The 18,571-nt window shown below is 39.9% G+C and carries 13 protein-coding genes; 11 read left to right on the forward strand and 2 right to left on the reverse strand.

What is annotated here, in order from left to right:
- Nucleotides 1-15 precede the first annotated feature (15 nt).
- On the reverse strand, nucleotides 16-570 hold the full coding sequence (locus ACE01N_RS14630; RefSeq protein WP_380590473.1) for a helix-turn-helix domain-containing protein: 555 nt from the start codon (nucleotides 568-570) through the stop codon (nucleotides 16-18).
- Between the two features lie 378 nt (nucleotides 571-948).
- On the opposite strand from ACE01N_RS14630, the gene ACE01N_RS14635 reads away from it, so the two are divergent.
- The 5 genes from ACE01N_RS14635 (at nucleotide 949) to ACE01N_RS14655 (ending at nucleotide 6,812) form a co-directional block, all read left to right on the forward strand.
- Nucleotides 949-2,481: an alpha-N-arabinofuranosidase gene (locus ACE01N_RS14635; protein WP_380590476.1), complete on the forward strand. Its 1,533-nt coding sequence runs from the start codon at nucleotides 949-951 to the stop codon at nucleotides 2,479-2,481.
- Between the two features lie 84 nt (nucleotides 2,482-2,565).
- A complete protein-coding gene (locus ACE01N_RS14640) occupies nucleotides 2,566-3,528 on the forward strand; it encodes a family 43 glycosylhydrolase (protein ID WP_380590479.1) in 963 nt (320 codons plus the stop codon).
- Between the two features lie 148 nt (nucleotides 3,529-3,676).
- Complete coding sequence (locus ACE01N_RS14645; RefSeq protein ID WP_380590482.1) at nucleotides 3,677-4,522, forward strand: hypothetical protein; 846 nt, start codon at nucleotides 3,677-3,679, stop codon at nucleotides 4,520-4,522.
- Nucleotides 4,523-4,626: 104 nt separating this feature from the next.
- On the forward strand, nucleotides 4,627-5,391 hold the full coding sequence (locus tag ACE01N_RS14650) for a DUF5995 family protein (RefSeq protein WP_380590485.1): 765 nt from the start codon (nucleotides 4,627-4,629) through the stop codon (nucleotides 5,389-5,391).
- A gap of 194 nt (nucleotides 5,392-5,585) precedes the next feature.
- The gene (locus tag ACE01N_RS14655) at nucleotides 5,586-6,812 is read left to right on the forward strand and encodes an MFS transporter (protein ID WP_380590766.1); all 1,227 of its coding nucleotides are present in this window, start codon (nucleotides 5,586-5,588) and stop codon (nucleotides 6,810-6,812) included.
- Here the strand turns inward: ACE01N_RS14655 and ACE01N_RS14660 are convergent.
- Entirely contained in the window at nucleotides 6,809-7,765 is a 957-nt protein-coding gene (locus ACE01N_RS14660; RefSeq protein ID WP_380590488.1) for a family 43 glycosylhydrolase, read from the reverse strand. The genes ACE01N_RS14655 and ACE01N_RS14660 overlap by 4 nt on opposite strands.
- Nucleotides 7,766-8,045: 280 nt before the next feature.
- Here ACE01N_RS14660 and ACE01N_RS14665 point away from each other — a divergent pair, with 280 nt between their 5' ends.
- The 6 genes from ACE01N_RS14665 to ACE01N_RS14690 all read left to right on the forward strand — a co-directional run bounded on the left by ACE01N_RS14665 (nucleotide 8,046) and on the right by ACE01N_RS14690 (nucleotide 18,560).
- Entirely contained in the window at nucleotides 8,046-12,134 is a 4,089-nt protein-coding gene (locus ACE01N_RS14665) for a hybrid sensor histidine kinase/response regulator transcription factor (RefSeq protein ID WP_380590491.1), read from the forward strand.
- 354 nt (nucleotides 12,135-12,488) lie between these two features.
- A complete protein-coding gene (locus ACE01N_RS14670) occupies nucleotides 12,489-14,114 on the forward strand; it encodes a glycoside hydrolase family 43 protein (RefSeq protein WP_380590494.1) in 1,626 nt (541 codons plus the stop codon).
- A 7-nt stretch (nucleotides 14,115-14,121) separates the two neighbouring features.
- Nucleotides 14,122-15,087, forward strand: coding sequence for a pectinesterase family protein (locus tag ACE01N_RS14675; RefSeq protein WP_380590497.1), 966 nt, complete (start codon nucleotides 14,122-14,124; stop codon nucleotides 15,085-15,087).
- Between the two features lie 18 nt (nucleotides 15,088-15,105).
- Nucleotides 15,106-16,791 carry a glycoside hydrolase family 28 protein gene (locus ACE01N_RS14680; RefSeq protein ID WP_380590500.1) on the forward strand — a complete coding sequence of 562 codons (1,686 nt, stop codon included), beginning with the start codon at nucleotides 15,106-15,108 and terminating at the stop codon, nucleotides 16,789-16,791.
- Nucleotides 16,792-16,817: 26 nt separating this feature from the next.
- Nucleotides 16,818-17,564: a rhamnogalacturonan acetylesterase gene (locus tag ACE01N_RS14685; RefSeq protein WP_380590503.1), complete on the forward strand. Its 747-nt coding sequence runs from the start codon at nucleotides 16,818-16,820 to the stop codon at nucleotides 17,562-17,564.
- Between the two features lie 60 nt (nucleotides 17,565-17,624).
- The gene (locus tag ACE01N_RS14690) at nucleotides 17,625-18,560 is read left to right on the forward strand and encodes an alpha/beta hydrolase (protein WP_380590505.1); all 936 of its coding nucleotides are present in this window, start codon (nucleotides 17,625-17,627) and stop codon (nucleotides 18,558-18,560) included.
- Nucleotides 18,561-18,571 lie beyond the last annotated feature (11 nt).

The raw sequence follows: 18,571 nt of genomic DNA on the forward strand, positions 1-18,571 counted from the left end.
TTCGTTCAGAATTTGTTATATTATCACTGCAAGAAAGCGTACAGTCCTGCCTTCAAGAGCCTTCATACCATGAGGAAGCGTAGCGTCAAAATATAGACTGTCCCCGGTGTTCAGTGTGAGCTCATGTCCTCCAACACTTAACAGCATTTTACCTTCCAGTACATAGTTGAATTCCTGGCCGTTATGGCTGTTAAGATTCATTGCCTTCTCCTCTGCTTCCGGCTCAACCGTAACAACAAAAGGATCAGCCTTCCTTCCCGTAAAACGAGATGCAAGCGACTGGTAATTATAAGCCCGTGTGCGTTCAACAGTGTCCCCCTTCCCGGCACGGGTCAGAAAAAAAGATTTCATATTCGGCTCATTTCCGAATAACAAAGCTGAGAGTTCAAAATTGTACTTTTTTGAAATACTTTGAAGCGCTCCGATCGGGATATCGCATTCCCCACTTTCATAACCCAGATAATCCTGTTCTGAGACATGACAGGTTGCTGCCATATCTGAAACAGAAATATCAAACAAATCCCTTAATCCGCGTAATCTTTCAGCTATATCACGAATTTGCTGATTCATATTTATATTTTTTAGTAAGAATTAATTTATGAACAAAGGTAGCGCTTTTCAGATACCAACAATGGCTGCAGATCGATACATCAAAAAATACAGACAACGGAATGAAGATGCATGTTTTCTTGTCTAATCTGTAAAATAAATAAAATCATCTCTACTTGTGTAGATTTATATTAGCCAGCAGAAATGTACTATCAGAAAAACGATGGCATAATCTGTTTAATAATGAAAGGGTTAAAAGGAAGGAAGTAAAACGATATAATAGTATTATTCCATAATGGTTGATCCTGCTTCGTTGGGAAAATTTAACAGAGTAACGTATATTTACAGTACCAAATTGATGGCAATAAATAATTTCAAAACTTAATTAACATAATCAGAATGAAAAAAGCTTTTTTATTATTGGGAGTAGTATGTATGGCATTATTTGCCGGACAGGCGCAGAACAGCCTAGTCCTGCATCCTGACAATGCCGGAACAAAGATTAACAAAGAGATTTATGGTCACTTTGCCGAGCATCTGGGGCGCTGTATTTATGGTGGCATTTACGTGGGTGACACATCCGGGATTCCGAATATTAATGGATACCGAATGGATGTAGTGGATGCACTAAAGGATATGCAGATACCTGTTTTACGCTGGCCGGGCGGCTGTTTTGCGGATACCTACCACTGGAAGGACGGCATTGGTCCTAAAGAGGACAGACCATCCATTGTAAATGTGTTCTGGGGTGGTGTAACCGAAGACAACAGCTTTGGTACGCATGAGTTCCTGAACCTGTGTGAATTGCTGGGCACAGAACCTTACATCAGTTTAAATGTAGGATCCGGAACGGTTCAGGAAGCTGCCGAGTGGGTGGAATATGTCACTTCTGACAATATCAGTCCAATGACAGACCTGCGTAAAAAGAACGGTCGTGACAAACCCTGGCATGTGAAATACTGGGGTATCGGCAACGAAAGCTGGGGCTGCGGCGGTGACATGCGCCCTGAGTATTATGCGGATCTGTTCAGGCGCTATGCATCCTATTCCAAAGGGGCACCATTTAAAATTGCCTGCGGCGCCAACTCTTTCGACTACAACTGGACCGAAACTGTAATGGAAAGAACCCGCAATAAGCAAAACTTAATGCAGGGCATTTCGTTGCATTATTACACCCTTCCGTACAATTGGAGACATAAGGGAAGTGCCACTGATTTTAATGAAAAGGAATGGTTCACCACCCTGAATAAAACACTTAAAATGCAGGAACTGATCGATAAGCATGGTGCTATAATGGACAAGTATGATCCCAGAGGACGTGTTGGACTAATGGTGGATGAATGGGGTTCATGGTATGATGTGGAACCTGGAACTAATCCGGGATTCCTTTATCAGCAGAATACATTACGCGATGCGCTTATAGCCGGTATCAACCTGAATATATTCAATAACAATGCTCAGCGTGTTAAGATGGCCAACATTGCTCAGGTAGTTAATGTTTTACAGGCAGTGATCCTGACACAGGGCGATGAAATGGTTCTGACCCCAACCTATTATGTATTTAAAATGTATAAGGTGCACCAGGATGCGATGCTTATTCCGACAGATCTGACCTGCGAAAACTATGAACTGGAAGGTGAATCCATGCCTGCTGTAAATTCATCAGCTTCAGTTAAAGATGGCGTAATGTCTATTACTCTGTGTAACCTGAACCCCAATAAGGAAGAGCCCATTGAGTTGAATCTGGGAACCGAAGAATATAAAAAAGTAAGTGCGCAGATTGTGACCGGTAAAAAAATGGCTGCTTATAACGACTTTGGTAAAGCAGAAGAAGTTACGCTTACAGAATGGGACATTAAAAAACCAAAGAATGGTAAAATGAATGTCACTTTACCTTCTAAATCTGTTGTGCTTATTCAGCTAAGCAAATAAACTATTCCTTTAGTCACCGGGTGAAACTTAAGTAACCGTTTATATTCACCCGGTGACTATTATTATTTTTCAAGAAATATACCCATGAAGTTATCCTCATTTTTAACGGTTTTTATCGCCCTGTTAACAATTAGTATGAGTTATGCCCAGAATCCACTTGATTTTGGCAGCAACATTAAAACAGCTGATCCTTCAGCCCACGTATGGAAGGACGGCAGAATATATATCTATGCATCGCATGACGAAGAGTGCCAGCCCGATTTTTTCATGAAGGACTGGCACGTATTTTCATCCGATGACCTTATAAACTGGGTGGATCATGGCGCTTGTTTGTCTGTGGATGATCTGACCTGGGCTGATAATTATGCCTGGGCACCGGACTGTGCCTACAAAAACGGAAAGTATTATTTCTGTTACCCCGCCGGAACCGGAATAAAAGACCGGATCAATCCCAAAAACAGCACCAAATGGATGGGGGTTGGAATAGCGGAAAGTGATTCTCCAACCGGCCCTTTTAAAGATGTTATTGGTGCACCTTTATGGCGTAAACCGTATGCCAATGACCCCTGCCTTTTCGTTGATGACAACGACAGCGCTTACATTTATTTTCGCGGAAGCGGCATGAATTATCATGTGGTAAGAATGGCCGATGACATGCGAAGCATCAAAGGAGATTTTATTAAAATGGATATGGGTGGCTATGAACCCCCTATGGAAGGTCCCTGGGTGTTTAAACGCAAGGATAAATACTATTTTACCATGCCCGAAGGAAACCGTGTACTAACCTACTATATGGCTGATTCACCACTTGGACCATGGACGTATAAAGGCGTTATCATGGAACAGGAACACCAAAGTAACAACCACCACTCTATTGTTGAATATAAGGGACAATGGATCCTGTTCTATCACCGCTGGCTGGATACAGATTCATCCTGTGGCCGGCAGCGCCATATATGTGCGGAATACCTGTATTTTAACGACGACGGTACCATACAAAAAGTAAAACGGACGGATAAAGGACTGGCAGCTAAACCAGAACACTAGTCAGTTTTTTAATTCGTTGCCAGTTAAATATCACCATAAGGGAACATAATTCTTACTTAATGTATTTATTATGTATATTTGACATACTATTTACCAGAAAACCAAAATATTACCGAATACCATATACTCATTTATAAACTCTGCAACGATGAAAAAAATTTTAATTATCCTGTTCATTCCTTTTATCCTGGTTTTACTTGGCTCCTATTTTTTAAAAACAAGGGCTGTAAATAAATATGATATAGAACTTGCATTGAATATTAACCCTGATTCATCCCGGGTTGAAGAATTTATCCTCAAACATAAAATTGAATTTACGGGATCTGGCAATTCAGTATCTCATTCAGAAAAAATTAATACAGAAGATGGCAACTATGTTCGTGCTTCTAAAATAAGTTTTGAGGAATCAAAGAAATCTGTTCTTGACTTATATAAACTTGGAATATTTGAACGGATTACCTACCCTGAAGAACTGAACCATATTGCAAAACATTCCTTTTATAACTACTATATAAATTTTTCAGGACTGGATATAAACGGGGATATTTATAACACATATACGGATTATCTGAATGCTGCATTTGGATTCTCAACAGTACCGGTCAAAAAGATGACAAATGTGTATATCATCAAAATTATAAATATCAGTGATACCTCTGTTAACGAAAATTTTATTAAAGTGTCCGGCAACAGATCTAAAGACCAGTATATGAACTATTATTCCGGTCCCGATAAAATAACACTTTCAGGACGTGGTTTAAACTGCAGCGAACTTTCCGAATCAATTGAAAATCTTTTGGAAATGCCGGTTTTATTTGAAGGAAGTGATTCGGTATTCTTCGATATTAACCTTACCTTTAATACCAAAGATGTTGATGATGATTTCATTATTAAATTCATTAATCAGTTTGGCATTTCTCTGGAAAAACAAAAGCGCCTGGTTGATTATATTGAAATCCGTAAAAATCCGGAACAATCAGAATCCCTAATTTGATGCATTTTGAATGAATTCGCATCATTTCTGCATTATCAAATTAGTAATTCAAAACATATCTCCCCTTCCATCTGTTTGTTTGTATAATCTGTTAACTCGCAAATATGGTGGCAAATACACTTGATGAAGTCATAGAGCAACTGGAGCATATTATTGAAGATTGTATCTCTACCGGTAATAGTCTGGGCTACTTTGCTGTGCTTTACCAAAAAGTCACCATAAGAGTAAAGGAAAAACTGGGGACCGGCTATTTTGATGATGATTCACAGATGGAGCAACTGGATATAGCATTTGCCAACCGCTACCTTGAGGCATATAACCAATATAAAAATAAGCAGTTGTGTAGCAAATCCTGGCAATCGACTTTTGTCTCTTCTGAACAGGATAAACTGATTGTGTTGCAACACTTGTTGCTGGGAATGAATGCACATATAAATTTTGACCTCGGAATTGCGGCTCAGATTACCGGTAAAAATAATTTACTGGCACTAAAAAACGATTTTATTAAGATAAATGAACTGCTTGGCGAACTTCTAGATGAAGTTCAACAGGACCTTACAAAGGTTTGGCGCTGGCTGAGATATCCTTTGAAGTTAGCAGGTAACCTGGATAATCTTTTTGTTAACTTCAGCATGAAGATTGCCCGAAACGGTGCCTGGGCTTTTGCACTTGAACTGGCACTTTCAAGTACAAACAAAAGTGACATCATAGCTATTAGAGACCAGAAAATAGCAGATATTACACCCATGATCACAAAAAGCAGAGGAATGATCAACCTCCTGCTGCGTGTAATCCGGTTCAGTGAAAAGGGAGACGTAGCGACTAAAATCAAACGGATCAGAAACAAGAAATTTAATCCGGCCAATTAAGAGATATAGGCTTACCTTAAGCTAAAAATGTTTGGGGTTTCAGCACATGCATACAATGGTCTGATCCGAACCAATCCACAAACGACGTGTTCTTTTTATATGCTATTTCCAACAAACAGCTTTCTTACTTAATGAAACACTCAGAAACATTCCGGCACTGGATAATCATTTTCTGCCTTATATTTGGCGGAGAAATGATATTTGGCCTCCCCTTTCATCTCCCACGGTTTTTTCGCCCGACTTTACTGCACGCATTAAATATGAACAACACGGAGTTAGGAGATGCCATGAGTGTTTACGGCATCATGGCCATGTTATCCTATTTCCCGGGCGGCATCCTGGCCGACCGGTTCTCTGCACGAAAGCTGATGTCGCTTTCACAGTTTGCCACCGGACTTGGAGGTGTTTATATGATGACCCTGCCGGGAAAAACCGGACTCACAATTCTCTATGGTTACTGGGGTATCACAACTATTTTCCTTTTCTGGGCAGGAATGCTGAAGGTAACCCGGATATGGGGTGGTAAATTCAGACAGGGACAGGCTTTTGGTATTCTGGAAGCCGGACGTGGCATGATGGCTGCAGGTGCTGCCAGCCTGGGTGTTGTTGTACTTGGTTTTATACTCCCTGCAACAGTTACCAATGCAACATTTTCTGACCGCCAGTCCGCTATGCGTTGGGTTACAGGCCTGTATACATTGCTGGCTATGCTGGCAGCAGTATTTACGTGGTTCACCGTTCCCGACACAAAAGCAAAGCAGTCAGAAAAAAAGAAATATAACTTTAGTGAACTTATTCAGGTGCTTAAAAGCCGTGTGGTGTGGTTACAGGCACTGATTGTTATTTTTGCCTACTGTGGCTTTAAGGCTATCGACTTTTATACCCTGTATTGTGCAGGGCCTCTTGGCATGAATGAGGTTGCTGCAGCAGCCTTTGTTTCACGGATGGCTTACATCAGGATTGGAGCGGCTGTTCTTGCAGGACTGCTTGCTGACCGGTTCAGTGGCTCCCGGGTTATTGTATGGTTATTCAGTTTACTATTGATAGTGTTTACCATTCTTCAGCTGGCTAGTCCGGAAGTGAACACCGGAATTTTAATTTTCAGCAGCCTCATCATATCTATGATTGCCGTATATGCACTTCGGGGTGTTTACTTTGCCATGATGGAAGAAACAGGCATAAGGCGTCATCTTACCGGTACTGCTATTGGCATTATTTCTGTCATTGGATTCACACCTGATGTATTTTTCTATCCCCTTGCGGGCCGGATTATTGATAAAGACCCCGGCCTGCCGGGTTTTCAGAATATGTTTTTACTGCTGTCTCTAATCACCCTTGCCGGCATGGCCACAGCAATACTCCTTACCTGGTTGAAGAAACGGACAAATAAATCTGATGTAGAAAAAACAACAGAGCACTAAAGTTTTTCTTCCACAACAGGCCATTTCTTTTTATCCCACGTCAATTCCGTTACGATCAGTTTTGATTTTCCCTTATCATTGGCATCATATCCGTGGCAAATGAGATAATCTTTTCCATCGGCCGAATAAACTGCATTGTGACCTATCCCGTACCAGTTATCATCACCTTTTAACACAATTGATCCGCCACCATACTTCAATTCATTTCCATCCTTGTCTTTATAGGGGCCCGCCAGGTCTTTGGATCGGCCCACAATAATTTTATATGTACTGCGGGGACCTTTACAGCAATAATCTATAGATGCAAACAGATAGTAATATTTCCCTTTCTTGAAAACAAACGGCGCCTCAATGGCATTCCCGCCTGCATCTTTTGGATTATCATCTATGGCCGGTGGATTCGGTTCACCGGGTTTTTGTTTACGTGAAGCAATGGTAGGTATCTGATCCAAATCATCATCCACACTCTTTCCATCCCAGGCGAGTTTTACCAGTTTTAAACCATCCCAGAAAGAGCCAAAAGTAAGATAAGGCGTTCCATCCTTATCCACGATAAAATTCGGATCAATAGCATTCCAGTTTGTCTTCCCCGGATAGGACTGAATAATCTTACCCTGATCCACCCACTCAAATTCCGGATCATCCGGGTCAAGCGTTTTATTTGTGGCTAAACCAATGCACGATGTGTTTTTACCGAAAGCCGATACAGAATAAAACAGGTAATACTGACCGTTAAAATATGCAATATCTGGAGCCCACATATGTCCTCTGAAACCCTCTACAGCTTCTTTGGTCCATTCCGGTGCCTGTTCGAAAACCCTTTTCTCCCTTTCCCATGTTTTTAAGTCTTTTGATGACTGAACCGATATTCCCCATCCCGTACTGAATACATAATAGGTATCTCCCTGTTTCATCATTACAGGATCATGAACCGGCGGTCTTTCTTGTGCCATTAAGGCTACACCTGACAGCAGAAAGAAAAAAATTAACACAGTTACTGAAGCATTGGATCTTTTATACATAATATACATCTTGGTTGTGAAACGTAACAAAATAAGGGTAAATTTAATCTAATAATTTGATTTATCATATACTGATTATCAAGAATCAGGTACTCAGTTTTTAATCTGCGGACAGAAAAAAAGGATTCCTGCATGCCTTATATTATTAGGATGAACATAGGGTTTTATGAAAATTTAGTTTTATTTTGGGGATAATTATGTATTGCCAATCATGAGAGCTAAGACTATAAAATCCTATCATATCTATCTTGTTTTCCTGCTTTCTGCTCTGAATATATTTATATCCGGAGGAACAACCGGATCAACAGAACTGAGCTTCGATATTTATTCGCAGGAAAACGGACTCCCAAACAATCAGATTCAGTGCATTTACCAGGACAAACAGGGCTGGATATGGATTGGAACGAGCCAGGGATTAAGTCGCTTTGATGGCTATACATTTAAAAATTTTCTGCCAAATTCTTCGGTAAATAACAGTTTGTCAGGAAACCTTGTCCGCGTTATCAGGGAAGATCGCAAAGGAAATCTTTACATAGGTACCGAGGCAGGTGGTTTGAATATTTTCAACCACGACAAGGAAACATTTTCTCATCCATTTAAAAGTCATCCGGATTTAAAATATAAAGAGATCTCTGTAAACGATATAGAAGTTGACCAGGCAGGCGGCTTATGGATAGGTACCAATTATAACCTTATACACCTTGATACGTCCGGCCAGTTGAAAATAATAAACCCAAAGATGTTTGATAACGATATCACATTTACCGGAAATTATATCAGGAATCTGGAACTGGATCAAAACGGATCATTGTGGATCGGGACCTCGAATGGTGTATTTATTTATAATCCTGTCTCTAACGAAATGGAAGCGTTTGATCTTCCATACAGAGATGGACAGAACCATGAAATATGGGAATTATACGGTGACGACACCGGGTTATTATGGATTGGGACGTACTCATCAGGATTATTTATTGTCGATCCAGCTACCCGCTCCATCAAACCTGTCATCCTGCCTCCGGGAATTAATCGGTCAGAAACTGTAAAAACTGTATCAAAAGGAACATTTGGAGAATACTGGATCGGTACCAGAGGTGGCCTTTTCACGTATTCCACTGAAAAAGGAATTACCGGTTATTATAAGCATAACACCTACAATGTCAGGAGTTTGTCCAATACTTCAGTTTTATGTGTCTATCACGACCGGAATGGAGAGACCTGGATAGGAACACGTGGTGGATTAAATTTACTTGCCCGGAGTAAGCAGGTATTCATGAATTTCGGGTCTTTACCAGGAGATAACAGATTTCTGAACAGCAGCATAGTTTATGCATTCTGGATAGATGATAACGGTAAAATATGGATAGGGACAGAAGATGGTGGTATAAATATTTATAATCCTCAAACAGGGAGATACAGCTATCTGATGGCAGATTCCCGTTCAGGGAACAATATAAGTCAGAATTGTATTAAGGCATTTATGGATGATAAGAAAGGGAATCTTTGGGTCGCAACTTTTCTGGGAGGCGTTGATGTCATTAATCTAAAAACAGGACGTATTGTAAACTACAAATCCGTTCCTGAACAAAAAGGGTCCTTGTCTGATAACCGGGTCTGGGATTTATGCATGGATAAAAAAGGAAATATCTGGATTGTCACAACCAAGGGATTAGACAGATATATGCCAAAAACCAACTCTTTTCAACATTATCCTCAGGTTAACGGATTTGAGCAAATATCGTGGATAGATATGGATTCAAACGGGAATCTCTGGATGGGAAGCATCGATGAAATTATCATTTTAAATCCTCAAAGCAAAAAAATAACCCGATATTTTGAGCATGCCCGCAGCATGTTTGAGGATTCAGAACATAGAATCTGGATAGCTACCAATGACAAAGGTATTGCTGTCTATTCCTCCCAAAACGGTCCGATTAAATACTATACCGAAACCGACGGACTTACCAACAATCAGGCGCTTTGTATTTTAGAAGACAATCACAAAAACCTTTGGATCAGTACAACAAATGGTTTATCCAAGTTTAATCCGGAAACAGAGATTTTCCGGAATTTTTCAAACAAGGATGGCCTTAGCAACAATCAGTTTTGTTACGGTGCCGCCTGTAAAAACAAAGATGGAGAACTGCTGTTTGGTTCTATATCAGGTTTTAACATGTTTAATCCGGAAAAAATAATTCTGGAAAAAGATGACTACCCAATCGTTCTGACAGATTTAAAAATCTTCAATAAATCCATTCCTGTCTCGGACAATAAAAATGCAATTTTATCAAAAAGTATTTCTGAAACCAATCACATCACACTGAATTACGATCAAAATTTTTTCACCATTGAATTTGCCGCACTGAATTACATAAACAGTGAAAAAAACCTGTATACTTACAAACTTGAGAATTTCAACAAGGAATGGGTAGAGCCAAGCACCACACGTTCTGCCACCTATACCAACCTTAATCCAGGTGATTATGTGTTACACATCAAAAAATTTATCCGAGGTTCGCAATCAAATATGAATGAACGGCTTCTTAACATAACTGTTTTACCTCCTTTTTGGAAAACAAGGTGGTTTCTGGGGCTCATTTTTCTCTTCATTGCGGGGATGATGTATTTGCTGTTCCGGTTTTTTATAAACCGTGAAAAAATTAAAAATCAGCTCGTAATGGAACGCGTTAATGCCAGAAAACTGCATGAGCTGGACATGATGAAACTGAAGTTCTTTACCAACATTTCCCATGAAATACGAACACCGCTTACACTCATTTTAGGTCCGGTTGAAAAAATAATGCATAACAAACTGTCAGAAACCGAGGTAAGTGATAATATAAAGCTTGTACACAGGAATGCAAAAAATCTTGACCGCCTGATAAACCAGCTTCTGGATTTCAGAAAATTGCAAACCGGAAACCTGAAATTAAATTTAACAGAAGGTGATATCGTACGTTTTGTAGAAAACATAGTAGAATCGTTTAATTCTCTGGCAGAAGAAAAGCAGATCAGGCTAAAGTTCACAACATTAAAGAAAAGTCTGTTCACTGCTTTTGATCCTGACAAAATTGAAAAGATCCTTAACAATCTTTTATCCAATGCATTTAAATTTACGGATCAGGGAGGAACAATTTCGGTAAACCTTTCTTTAATATTTGATTCCGAAGATGATTTTAATTCAGATGAAAAAGAAAAAAAATTCATAGAAATTTCTGTAAAAGATACCGGTAAGGGCATCTCCAATAAAAACATCAATAAAATCTTTATGCGCTTTTTCCAGTCAGTTGATGGTGAAGACAGCAATTCTGGAACTGGAATAGGTTTGGCGCTGGTTAAAGAGCTTGTAAGTCTGCACAAAGGAAAAGTCTTTGTCTCCAGTAAAACCGGCAGAGGAACAAAATTCACAGTCAGAATACCTTACAAACAGAATCTTAACTATAAACCGACTGAGGTCGTTGAGGTGAATGATGAAGCTGAAGAAGAAAACATTAAAATGTCAACCGAAAACGATGATTTATCAGATAACATCTTATCAAAAATCATGTTGGTTGTGGAAGACAATGCAGATGTCAGAAAATTCATATCAGGTCATTTTAATTCACAATATAAGATTATAGAAGCCCGGAATGGCAAAGAAGGTTATGAAAAAGCTCTGGATAATATACCAAACATCATAATCAGCGATATCATTATGCCTTTAATGGATGGGTATGAACTTTGTAAAAAAATAAAAACCGACGAACGTACGTCCCACATTCCCATGTTACTGCTTACAGCCATGCATTCAAAAGAACATGAGTTAAAAGGATTGACTATAGGAGCTGATGATTATATCACGAAGCCTTTCGACATAAATGTGCTGCAGGCTAAAGTAGAAAATATATTATCCATAAGGGATTCACTGAAAGAAAAATATACCGAAACCATAGTGCTTGAACCAACAAATGTTGAGCTGTCATCTCCCGACGAAAGATTCCTTCAGAAAGCTATCAAGATTATTGAGGAAAATATTTCCGATAGTGAACTTGACATTGAAAAGTTTTCCGAAGAAGTTGGAGTTAGCAGAATGCAGTTATACCGAAAACTGAATGCGCTTACCAATATGACTGTTAAAGAATTCATAAGGCACATCCGGTTAAAAAGGGCATCCCAATTACTCGTTCAGCAAAAATTAAATGTATCGGAAATTGCTTATGAAGTTGGTTTCAAAGATTTATCCCACTTCAGAAAATGCTTTAAACGGGAATTTGGAATGAGTGCCACAGAGTTTATCTCAAAAAACAAGCCACAAATTTAAAAGTCTGATAATAAACAGCATACAAACCAGCTTCATTTTTCATTTAACATCAGCGATATATATAACCCGCATTTTGGGAAATATAGCAACGGATTTTAATGGAGTTAATTCCTTTATATTCTCATGAAATTATAATTTCGTAAATGCTGATAATAGTGCTTTATGAAAAACATCTCACCTTTCCAAACGTCCAGAAGTTCAAGGCTTCAAAAATCAGATATTTATTCTTAATGGGGATCAGGAATTGTGCCATCCATGCTTAAAGCATCGAATCAGTTTTAACCAATTTTTCATGCATAATGTATTGATTTTGGTAATCAATGTATCATAATAATATAACAAAACATATATCAAATGAACGTTAGAAAATTCATCACGAAAACAGTTTTTACAGTTATGTTGTGCATGCCGGCCTTGCTGATGGCGCAACAAAGTGTTTCCAAAGTTTGGGTGGCCGATAACGGCGATGGAACCTATAGTAATCCGATATTACATGCCGATTATTCTGATCCTGACGTGGTAAGAGTTGGTGATGATTTCTACATGACCTCCTCCTCATTTAATTGCGTTCCGGGATTGCCGATTCTGCACTCAAATGACCTGGTTAACTGGGAACTGATTGGTTACGGATTGAACCGGCTGGAATATGCTGACGGATTCGAAAAGCCACAGCATGGAAATGGCATTTGGGCCCCATGCATACGGTACCATAACGATGAATTCTACATTTATTTCCCTGATCCGGATCACGGAATTTACATGATAAAAGCGAAAAATGCCAAAGGGCCATGGTCTGATCCTGTCTGTGTTAAGTCAGGTAAAGGATTAATTGATCCGACACCTCTTTGGGACGATGACGGAAAAGTCTATCTCGCTTATGCCTTTGCCGGCAGCCGCGCTACCATCAAAAGTGTGATTATGGTAACGGAACTAAACAGTGAAGGAACTGCTGCAACAGGTCAGGATGTGATGGTTTTTGACGGACATAAAGACAACCCGACGGTGGAAGGCCCTAAATTTTACAAACGGAACGGGTATTACTATATTTTTGCTCCTGCAGGTGGTGTGTCAACCGGATGGCAACTCGCTATGCGTTCAAAAAATATTTATGGCCCTTACGACTACAAGGTTGTAATGGATCAGGGCAAAACAAACATTAACGGGCCACATCAGGGTGCATGGATTGATACACCAGGCGGTGAAAACTGGTTCATCCATTTTCAGGATAAAGAAGCATCCGGACGAATTGTATTTTTAGAACCGATGGTATGGAAAAACGACTGGCCGGTAATTGGTTATGATCCGGACGGAAATGGCATTGGTGAACCGGTATCGACATATAAAAAACCTGATGTTGGTAAATCCTATCCCATTACTACACCTCCCGAAAGTGATGAATTTAACACCAGTACCTTCGGTCTCCAATGGCAATGGCACGCTAATCCGTCAGTTTATTGGGGATTTCCTTCAGGTAATCTGGGATATTTCAGACTAAATTGTATGACTCGCCCTGAAAATTCTCACGGTTTATGGGAAGTACCGGATCTGCTTTTACAAAAATTTCCTGCTGAGGAATTTACAGCAACAACTAAAATAACTTTTAATTCTTACAAAGGTATTGAAGAGACCGGTTTTGTAATAATGGGGGAAGACTATCAATATATATCCCTAAAATCAGAAGATGGTAAAATGCTGGTTAGGGTTGTACAGTGTAAACGTGCCAGAACCGGAGGGAAAGAAACAGAACTGTATTCTGAAGAATTTGACGGCAATGAAATTTATTTCCGTATCAAGGTTAAGGAAGGCGCTAAATGCACATTTGCCTATAGCAAAAACGGAAAGAAATATACCGAAGCCGGTTCTGAGTTTGAAGCAAAACCCGGACGATGGATTGGAGCTAAAGTAGGATACTTTGCATTGAGAAATGATATAACCAATGACTCCGGAACAGTCGATATCGATTGGTTCAGAATCAATTAAACTGAATATGAAATATATATTTTCCATACTGTCACTTTTTTTTCTGATCCGGATAGTATCGGCTGTGGATTATGATTTTACGGTGGATAAAAACGGCAGCGGGGACTTTGTGTCTGTACAGGAGGCGATTAATGCGGTTCCGGATTTCAGAAAAAACAGAACACTAATTTTAATTAAAAAAGGAATCTATAAAGAGAAGCTTGTGCTTCCAGCAAGTAAGGCAAACATTACATTTATTGGCGAAGACAGAGATAATACCATTTTGACTTACGATGATTTTGCACAAAAGAAAAACCGTTTTGGTGAAGAAGTCGGCACAACAGGATCCACATCCTTTTACATTTTTGGAGATGGATTCAGAGCAGAGAATATTACGTTTCAGAATTCTGCCGGTCAGGTTGGTCAGGCGGTGGCTGTAAGAATTGATGGTGATAAAGTGGCATTTAAAAACTGTCGTTTTCTGGGTAATCAGGATACGCTTTATCCACACGGTGATCGCAGTCATCAGTACTACAAAGATTGCTACATTGAGGGAACTGTAGATTTTATATTCGGATGGTCAACGGCACTTTTCGAAAACTGCACCATTTATTGCAAGAAGAAGGGATACATTACTGCACCATCTACGAATGAAGCTACCGAATTTGGATTTGTGTTCAAACACTGTACAATAACAGGAAACGCTGAAAAAGGATCGTTTTATCTGGGACGTCCGTGGAGGCCTTACGGAAAATCGGTTTTTATAGAATGTGAACTAAGCGATATCATCAAACCGGAAGGTTGGAATAACTGGGGAAGCAAGGAAAAAGAAAAGACTGCATATTTTGCAGAATATAATAACACAGGGAAGGGTGCTAATCCTAAAGAAAGGGTTGGATGGTCCCACCAGTTGAGTAACGATGAAGCTTTAAATTATACAAATGAAAACATACTTGGAGACTGGATCAAAGACGAGCTATTTTATACAGAATAATAAATAAAAACACATAAAATGAATAAAAAACCGATTCTTTACTTAGGAGCAGCTATGATGCTGCTTTCTACCGGGTGCAAAGCTTCTCCTGAATCCGGAACCGAAAATTCTGAGGGAATTAAAACTGAGGTGGAGTTCAAAATGCCGGAAGTTAAAACACCTGTAATACCGGATTATGAAGTTAATATCACAGATTTTGGTGCAGTAAGTGGCGGACAGGTTATGAATACCAAAGCATTTGCCGATGCCATAAATTCCGTGACTGAAAAAGGTGGGGGAAAAGTAATTATCCCTTCGGGAATATGGCTTACCGGACCAGTAATTCTGAAAAGTAACCTGGAACTGTATACTGAACCGGGAGCTTTAATCATTTTTTCAAAGAATAAGGACGATTATCCGTTGGTTAAAACAAGCTTCGAGGGATTGGATACGTGGCGTTGCATCTCTCCTATTTACGGAAAAGATCTGGAAAATGTGGCACTTACGGGTTCAGGTGTTTGGGACGGATCCGGTGATGTATGGCGATTTGTTAAACGGAGTAAACTTACAGCCGGTCAATGGAGAGATCTGGTAGCTTCAGGCGGAGTCGTGAATAAAGAAGGAGATGGCTGGTATCCTTCAGAACAATTTATGAGAGCGGCAGAAAATGCAGACATGAATGTTCCTGCCAACCTGAAAACAAAAGAAGATTACATGGCAATAAGGGACTTTCTCAGACCGGTTATGGTTGGGATCCAAAACAGTAAGAGAGTCATGCTAAACGGCCCCACATTTCAGAATTCACCTGCCTGGTGTATTCATCCGCTTATTATAGAAGATTTGATTGTAAAAAATGTTACGGTTCGGAATCCATGGTATTCGCAAAATGGCGACGGCCTTGATGTTGAATCGTGTAAAAATGTGATCGTAGACAACTGTAATTTTGATGTGGGTGATGATGCCATCTGTATCAAATCAGGGAAAGATGAAGATGGACGTAAACGTGGCATTCCAAGTGAGAATCTGGTCATCACCAATAACATAGTATATCACGGACATGGTGGTGTTACCGTGGGAAGTGAAATGTCAGGAGGTGTAAAAAATATGCATGTTTCAAATTGTACGTTTATCGGTACAGATGTGGGCCTGCGTTTTAAAAGTAACCGTGGTCGCGGCGGTGTGGTAGAAAATATCTACATATCTGACATAAAAATGGCAGACATACCAACCAATGCGATCTCATTCAACCTGTATTATGGAGGAAAATCAGTATCTGAGATGCTGGAAGATGGCGGCCCGCAAACAGCTGCAGAAACTTACCCTGTTACAGAAGAAACACCACAGTTTAAAAACATTTTTATGAAAGATATAACTGTAAAAGGTGCACAGCAGGCAGTATATGTACAGGGACTTCCTGAGATGAACGTGGAAAATGTTTCATTTACAGATATGATCCTTGAAGCTGAAAAAGGAATCTTACTTATTGATTCCAAAGACATCAGTTTTGACAATGTAGACCTGTATACACCGGCAAAAAATGCGGTGGAAATATACAACTGTAAAAATGTTAATGCCGACGGACTGAAGTATGATTTCGGGCCAAAAAATAATATTACAATCATGGGTGAAGGTTGCGAAAACATTCAATTATTATCGTCAGCAAAAAAATTCACTTCCATTGGAAAGAAAGTACCTGAAAATGCGGTAATCTTTAACAACAACTAATTTTAAAACAGACAATTTTTTAACCAATGAACAAATTATTTATTTTCATATTTTCTATTGCAGTATTATTCGGATGCCAAAAATCCGATAAAAATTATGTCATTCATACCATCGGCGATTCGACCATGGCAAATAAAGCTGAAAAAGTATATCCTGAAACAGGCTGGGGACAGGTGCTTGGCAACTATTTTGACGATAATGTAACAGTGGCAAACTATGCAGTAAACGGCAGAAGTTCCAAAAGCTTTAAGGACGAAGGGCGTTGGCAAACCGTACTTGACAGTATTAAACCTGGTGACTGGGTATTGATCCAGTTTGGACACAACGATGAAAAGTATAAAGACTCTACACGCTATACAACACCGTATGGCACTTATACTGCAAACCTGGAAATGTATGTGAACGAAGCACGGGAAAAAGGTGCAACACCGGTGTTGCTGACCCCAATCGTAAGACGTAAATTCGGGGAAGATGGTAAACTGGAACCCACACACGGTGACTATCCTGATGCCGTTAGAAAAGTGGCAGAGAAAATGAATGTGCCTCTTATCGACATGCAGGTATTAACAAGAGAATGGGTAAACAACCTTGGTGATTCTGCATCAAAAAAGATGTATTTATGGGTAGGTCCAACCGAAAAATATCCAAAGGAACGCAAAGATGATACACATCTTCAGGTTGAAGGAGCAAATAATGTAGCAAAGATTGCATTGCGTGAAGCCGAAAAACAGAACCTGGGATTTGTAAAAGATATAAAAAAGGACGAGTTGTAATTATGGTAAGCGTTGATAAACAATCAATGAATATAATGCCTTAACTGATAAAAATGCTGCATGTTTAAACCGCAATTTTTACTTAGTCTGTTTTTTTTATTTGCCCTGCATATATCAACGAATCTTAACGCGCAGGAGTATATTCCCCTGTGGCCTGAAGGCAAGATGCCAAACTCTCAGGGCTTGACACTGGAGAGAGTTGAGGCACGCGAACGGGTCACACAGGTTGATGTTCCCGGCATGTATGTCTTTCTCACTGCCAGGGATGCCAACACCCGTGGAGCTGTACTGATATGCCCATCGGGAGGTTACCAGAAGTTAACGTATAAAACGTCGGGCATACAGATTGCTAAATGGCTGAATACACTTGGCTTTAATGCTTTTGTTCTGATGTACCGTCTCCCAAATTCTCCTGATTTGAGAGTGAGTTATGAGGGTCCGGTTCAGGATGCACAACGTGCCATGAAACTCATCAGGGCCAATGCTCCGGAATGGGGAATTGATGCTAATAATGTTGGCGTGTACGGCAGTTCTGCAGGCGGACACCTGGCTACAACTATCAGCACCATTCAGGATGATTTTTCAAACATCGGTGACAGCCTGGATCAGAGGAATTTCAGACCAGATTTCCAGATACTGGTATCTCCCGTAGTCAGTTTGGTTTCGGATTACCACAAAGGAAGCCGGAACACTTTTTTAGGCAGGAATGACTCCGAAGTTCTGGCTGAAAGATTTTCAAATGAGCTGAATGTAACCGATGAAACACCACCCTGTTTTATGGTTCATGCCGATAATGACCATGGGGTGAGTTCGATGAATAGTGTCAGGTATTATACGGCATTAAAAGCACATGGTGTACCGGCCAGTCTCCATATCTTTCCTTTTGGTGGACATAGCATTGGCATCCGTAATAATCCGGGATCTACCCGGCAGTGGCCACAGCTTTGTGAGGCATGGTTGAAAGAAATGGGATTTTTGAAACCCATTGATAAATAAAATATTTAACG

The organism is Quyinboa ferrireducens, assembly GCF_042436675.1.
GTDB lineage: Bacteria > Bacteroidota > Bacteroidia > Bacteroidales > UBA5342 > JBHJHP01.

Bases quoted from the DNA above. Each gene is read 5' to 3' on its own strand.
- ACE01N_RS14630 (WP_380590473.1), bottom strand. From the start codon at position 570: ATGAATCAGCAAATTCGTGATATAGCTGAAAGATTACGCGGATTAAGG.
- ACE01N_RS14635 (WP_380590476.1), top strand. From the start codon at position 949: ATGAAAAAAGCTTTTTTATTATTGGGAGTAGTATGTATGGCATTATTT.
- ACE01N_RS14640 (WP_380590479.1), top strand. From the start codon at position 2,566: ATGAAGTTATCCTCATTTTTAACGGTTTTTATCGCCCTGTTAACAATT.
- ACE01N_RS14645 (WP_380590482.1), top strand. From the start codon at position 3,677: ATGAAAAAAATTTTAATTATCCTGTTCATTCCTTTTATCCTGGTTTTA.
- ACE01N_RS14650 (WP_380590485.1), top strand. From the start codon at position 4,627: ATGGTGGCAAATACACTTGATGAAGTCATAGAGCAACTGGAGCATATT.
- ACE01N_RS14655 (WP_380590766.1), top strand. From the start codon at position 5,586: ATGATATTTGGCCTCCCCTTTCATCTCCCACGGTTTTTTCGCCCGACT.
- ACE01N_RS14660 (WP_380590488.1), bottom strand. From the start codon at position 7,765: ATGGCACAAGAAAGACCGCCGGTTCATGATCCTGTAATGATGAAACAG.
- ACE01N_RS14665 (WP_380590491.1), top strand. From the start codon at position 8,046: ATGAGAGCTAAGACTATAAAATCCTATCATATCTATCTTGTTTTCCTG.
- ACE01N_RS14670 (WP_380590494.1), top strand. From the start codon at position 12,489: ATGAACGTTAGAAAATTCATCACGAAAACAGTTTTTACAGTTATGTTG.
- ACE01N_RS14675 (WP_380590497.1), top strand. From the start codon at position 14,122: ATGAAATATATATTTTCCATACTGTCACTTTTTTTTCTGATCCGGATA.
- ACE01N_RS14680 (WP_380590500.1), top strand. From the start codon at position 15,106: ATGAATAAAAAACCGATTCTTTACTTAGGAGCAGCTATGATGCTGCTT.
- ACE01N_RS14685 (WP_380590503.1), top strand. From the start codon at position 16,818: ATGAACAAATTATTTATTTTCATATTTTCTATTGCAGTATTATTCGGA.
- ACE01N_RS14690 (WP_380590505.1), top strand. From the start codon at position 17,625: ATGTTTAAACCGCAATTTTTACTTAGTCTGTTTTTTTTATTTGCCCTG.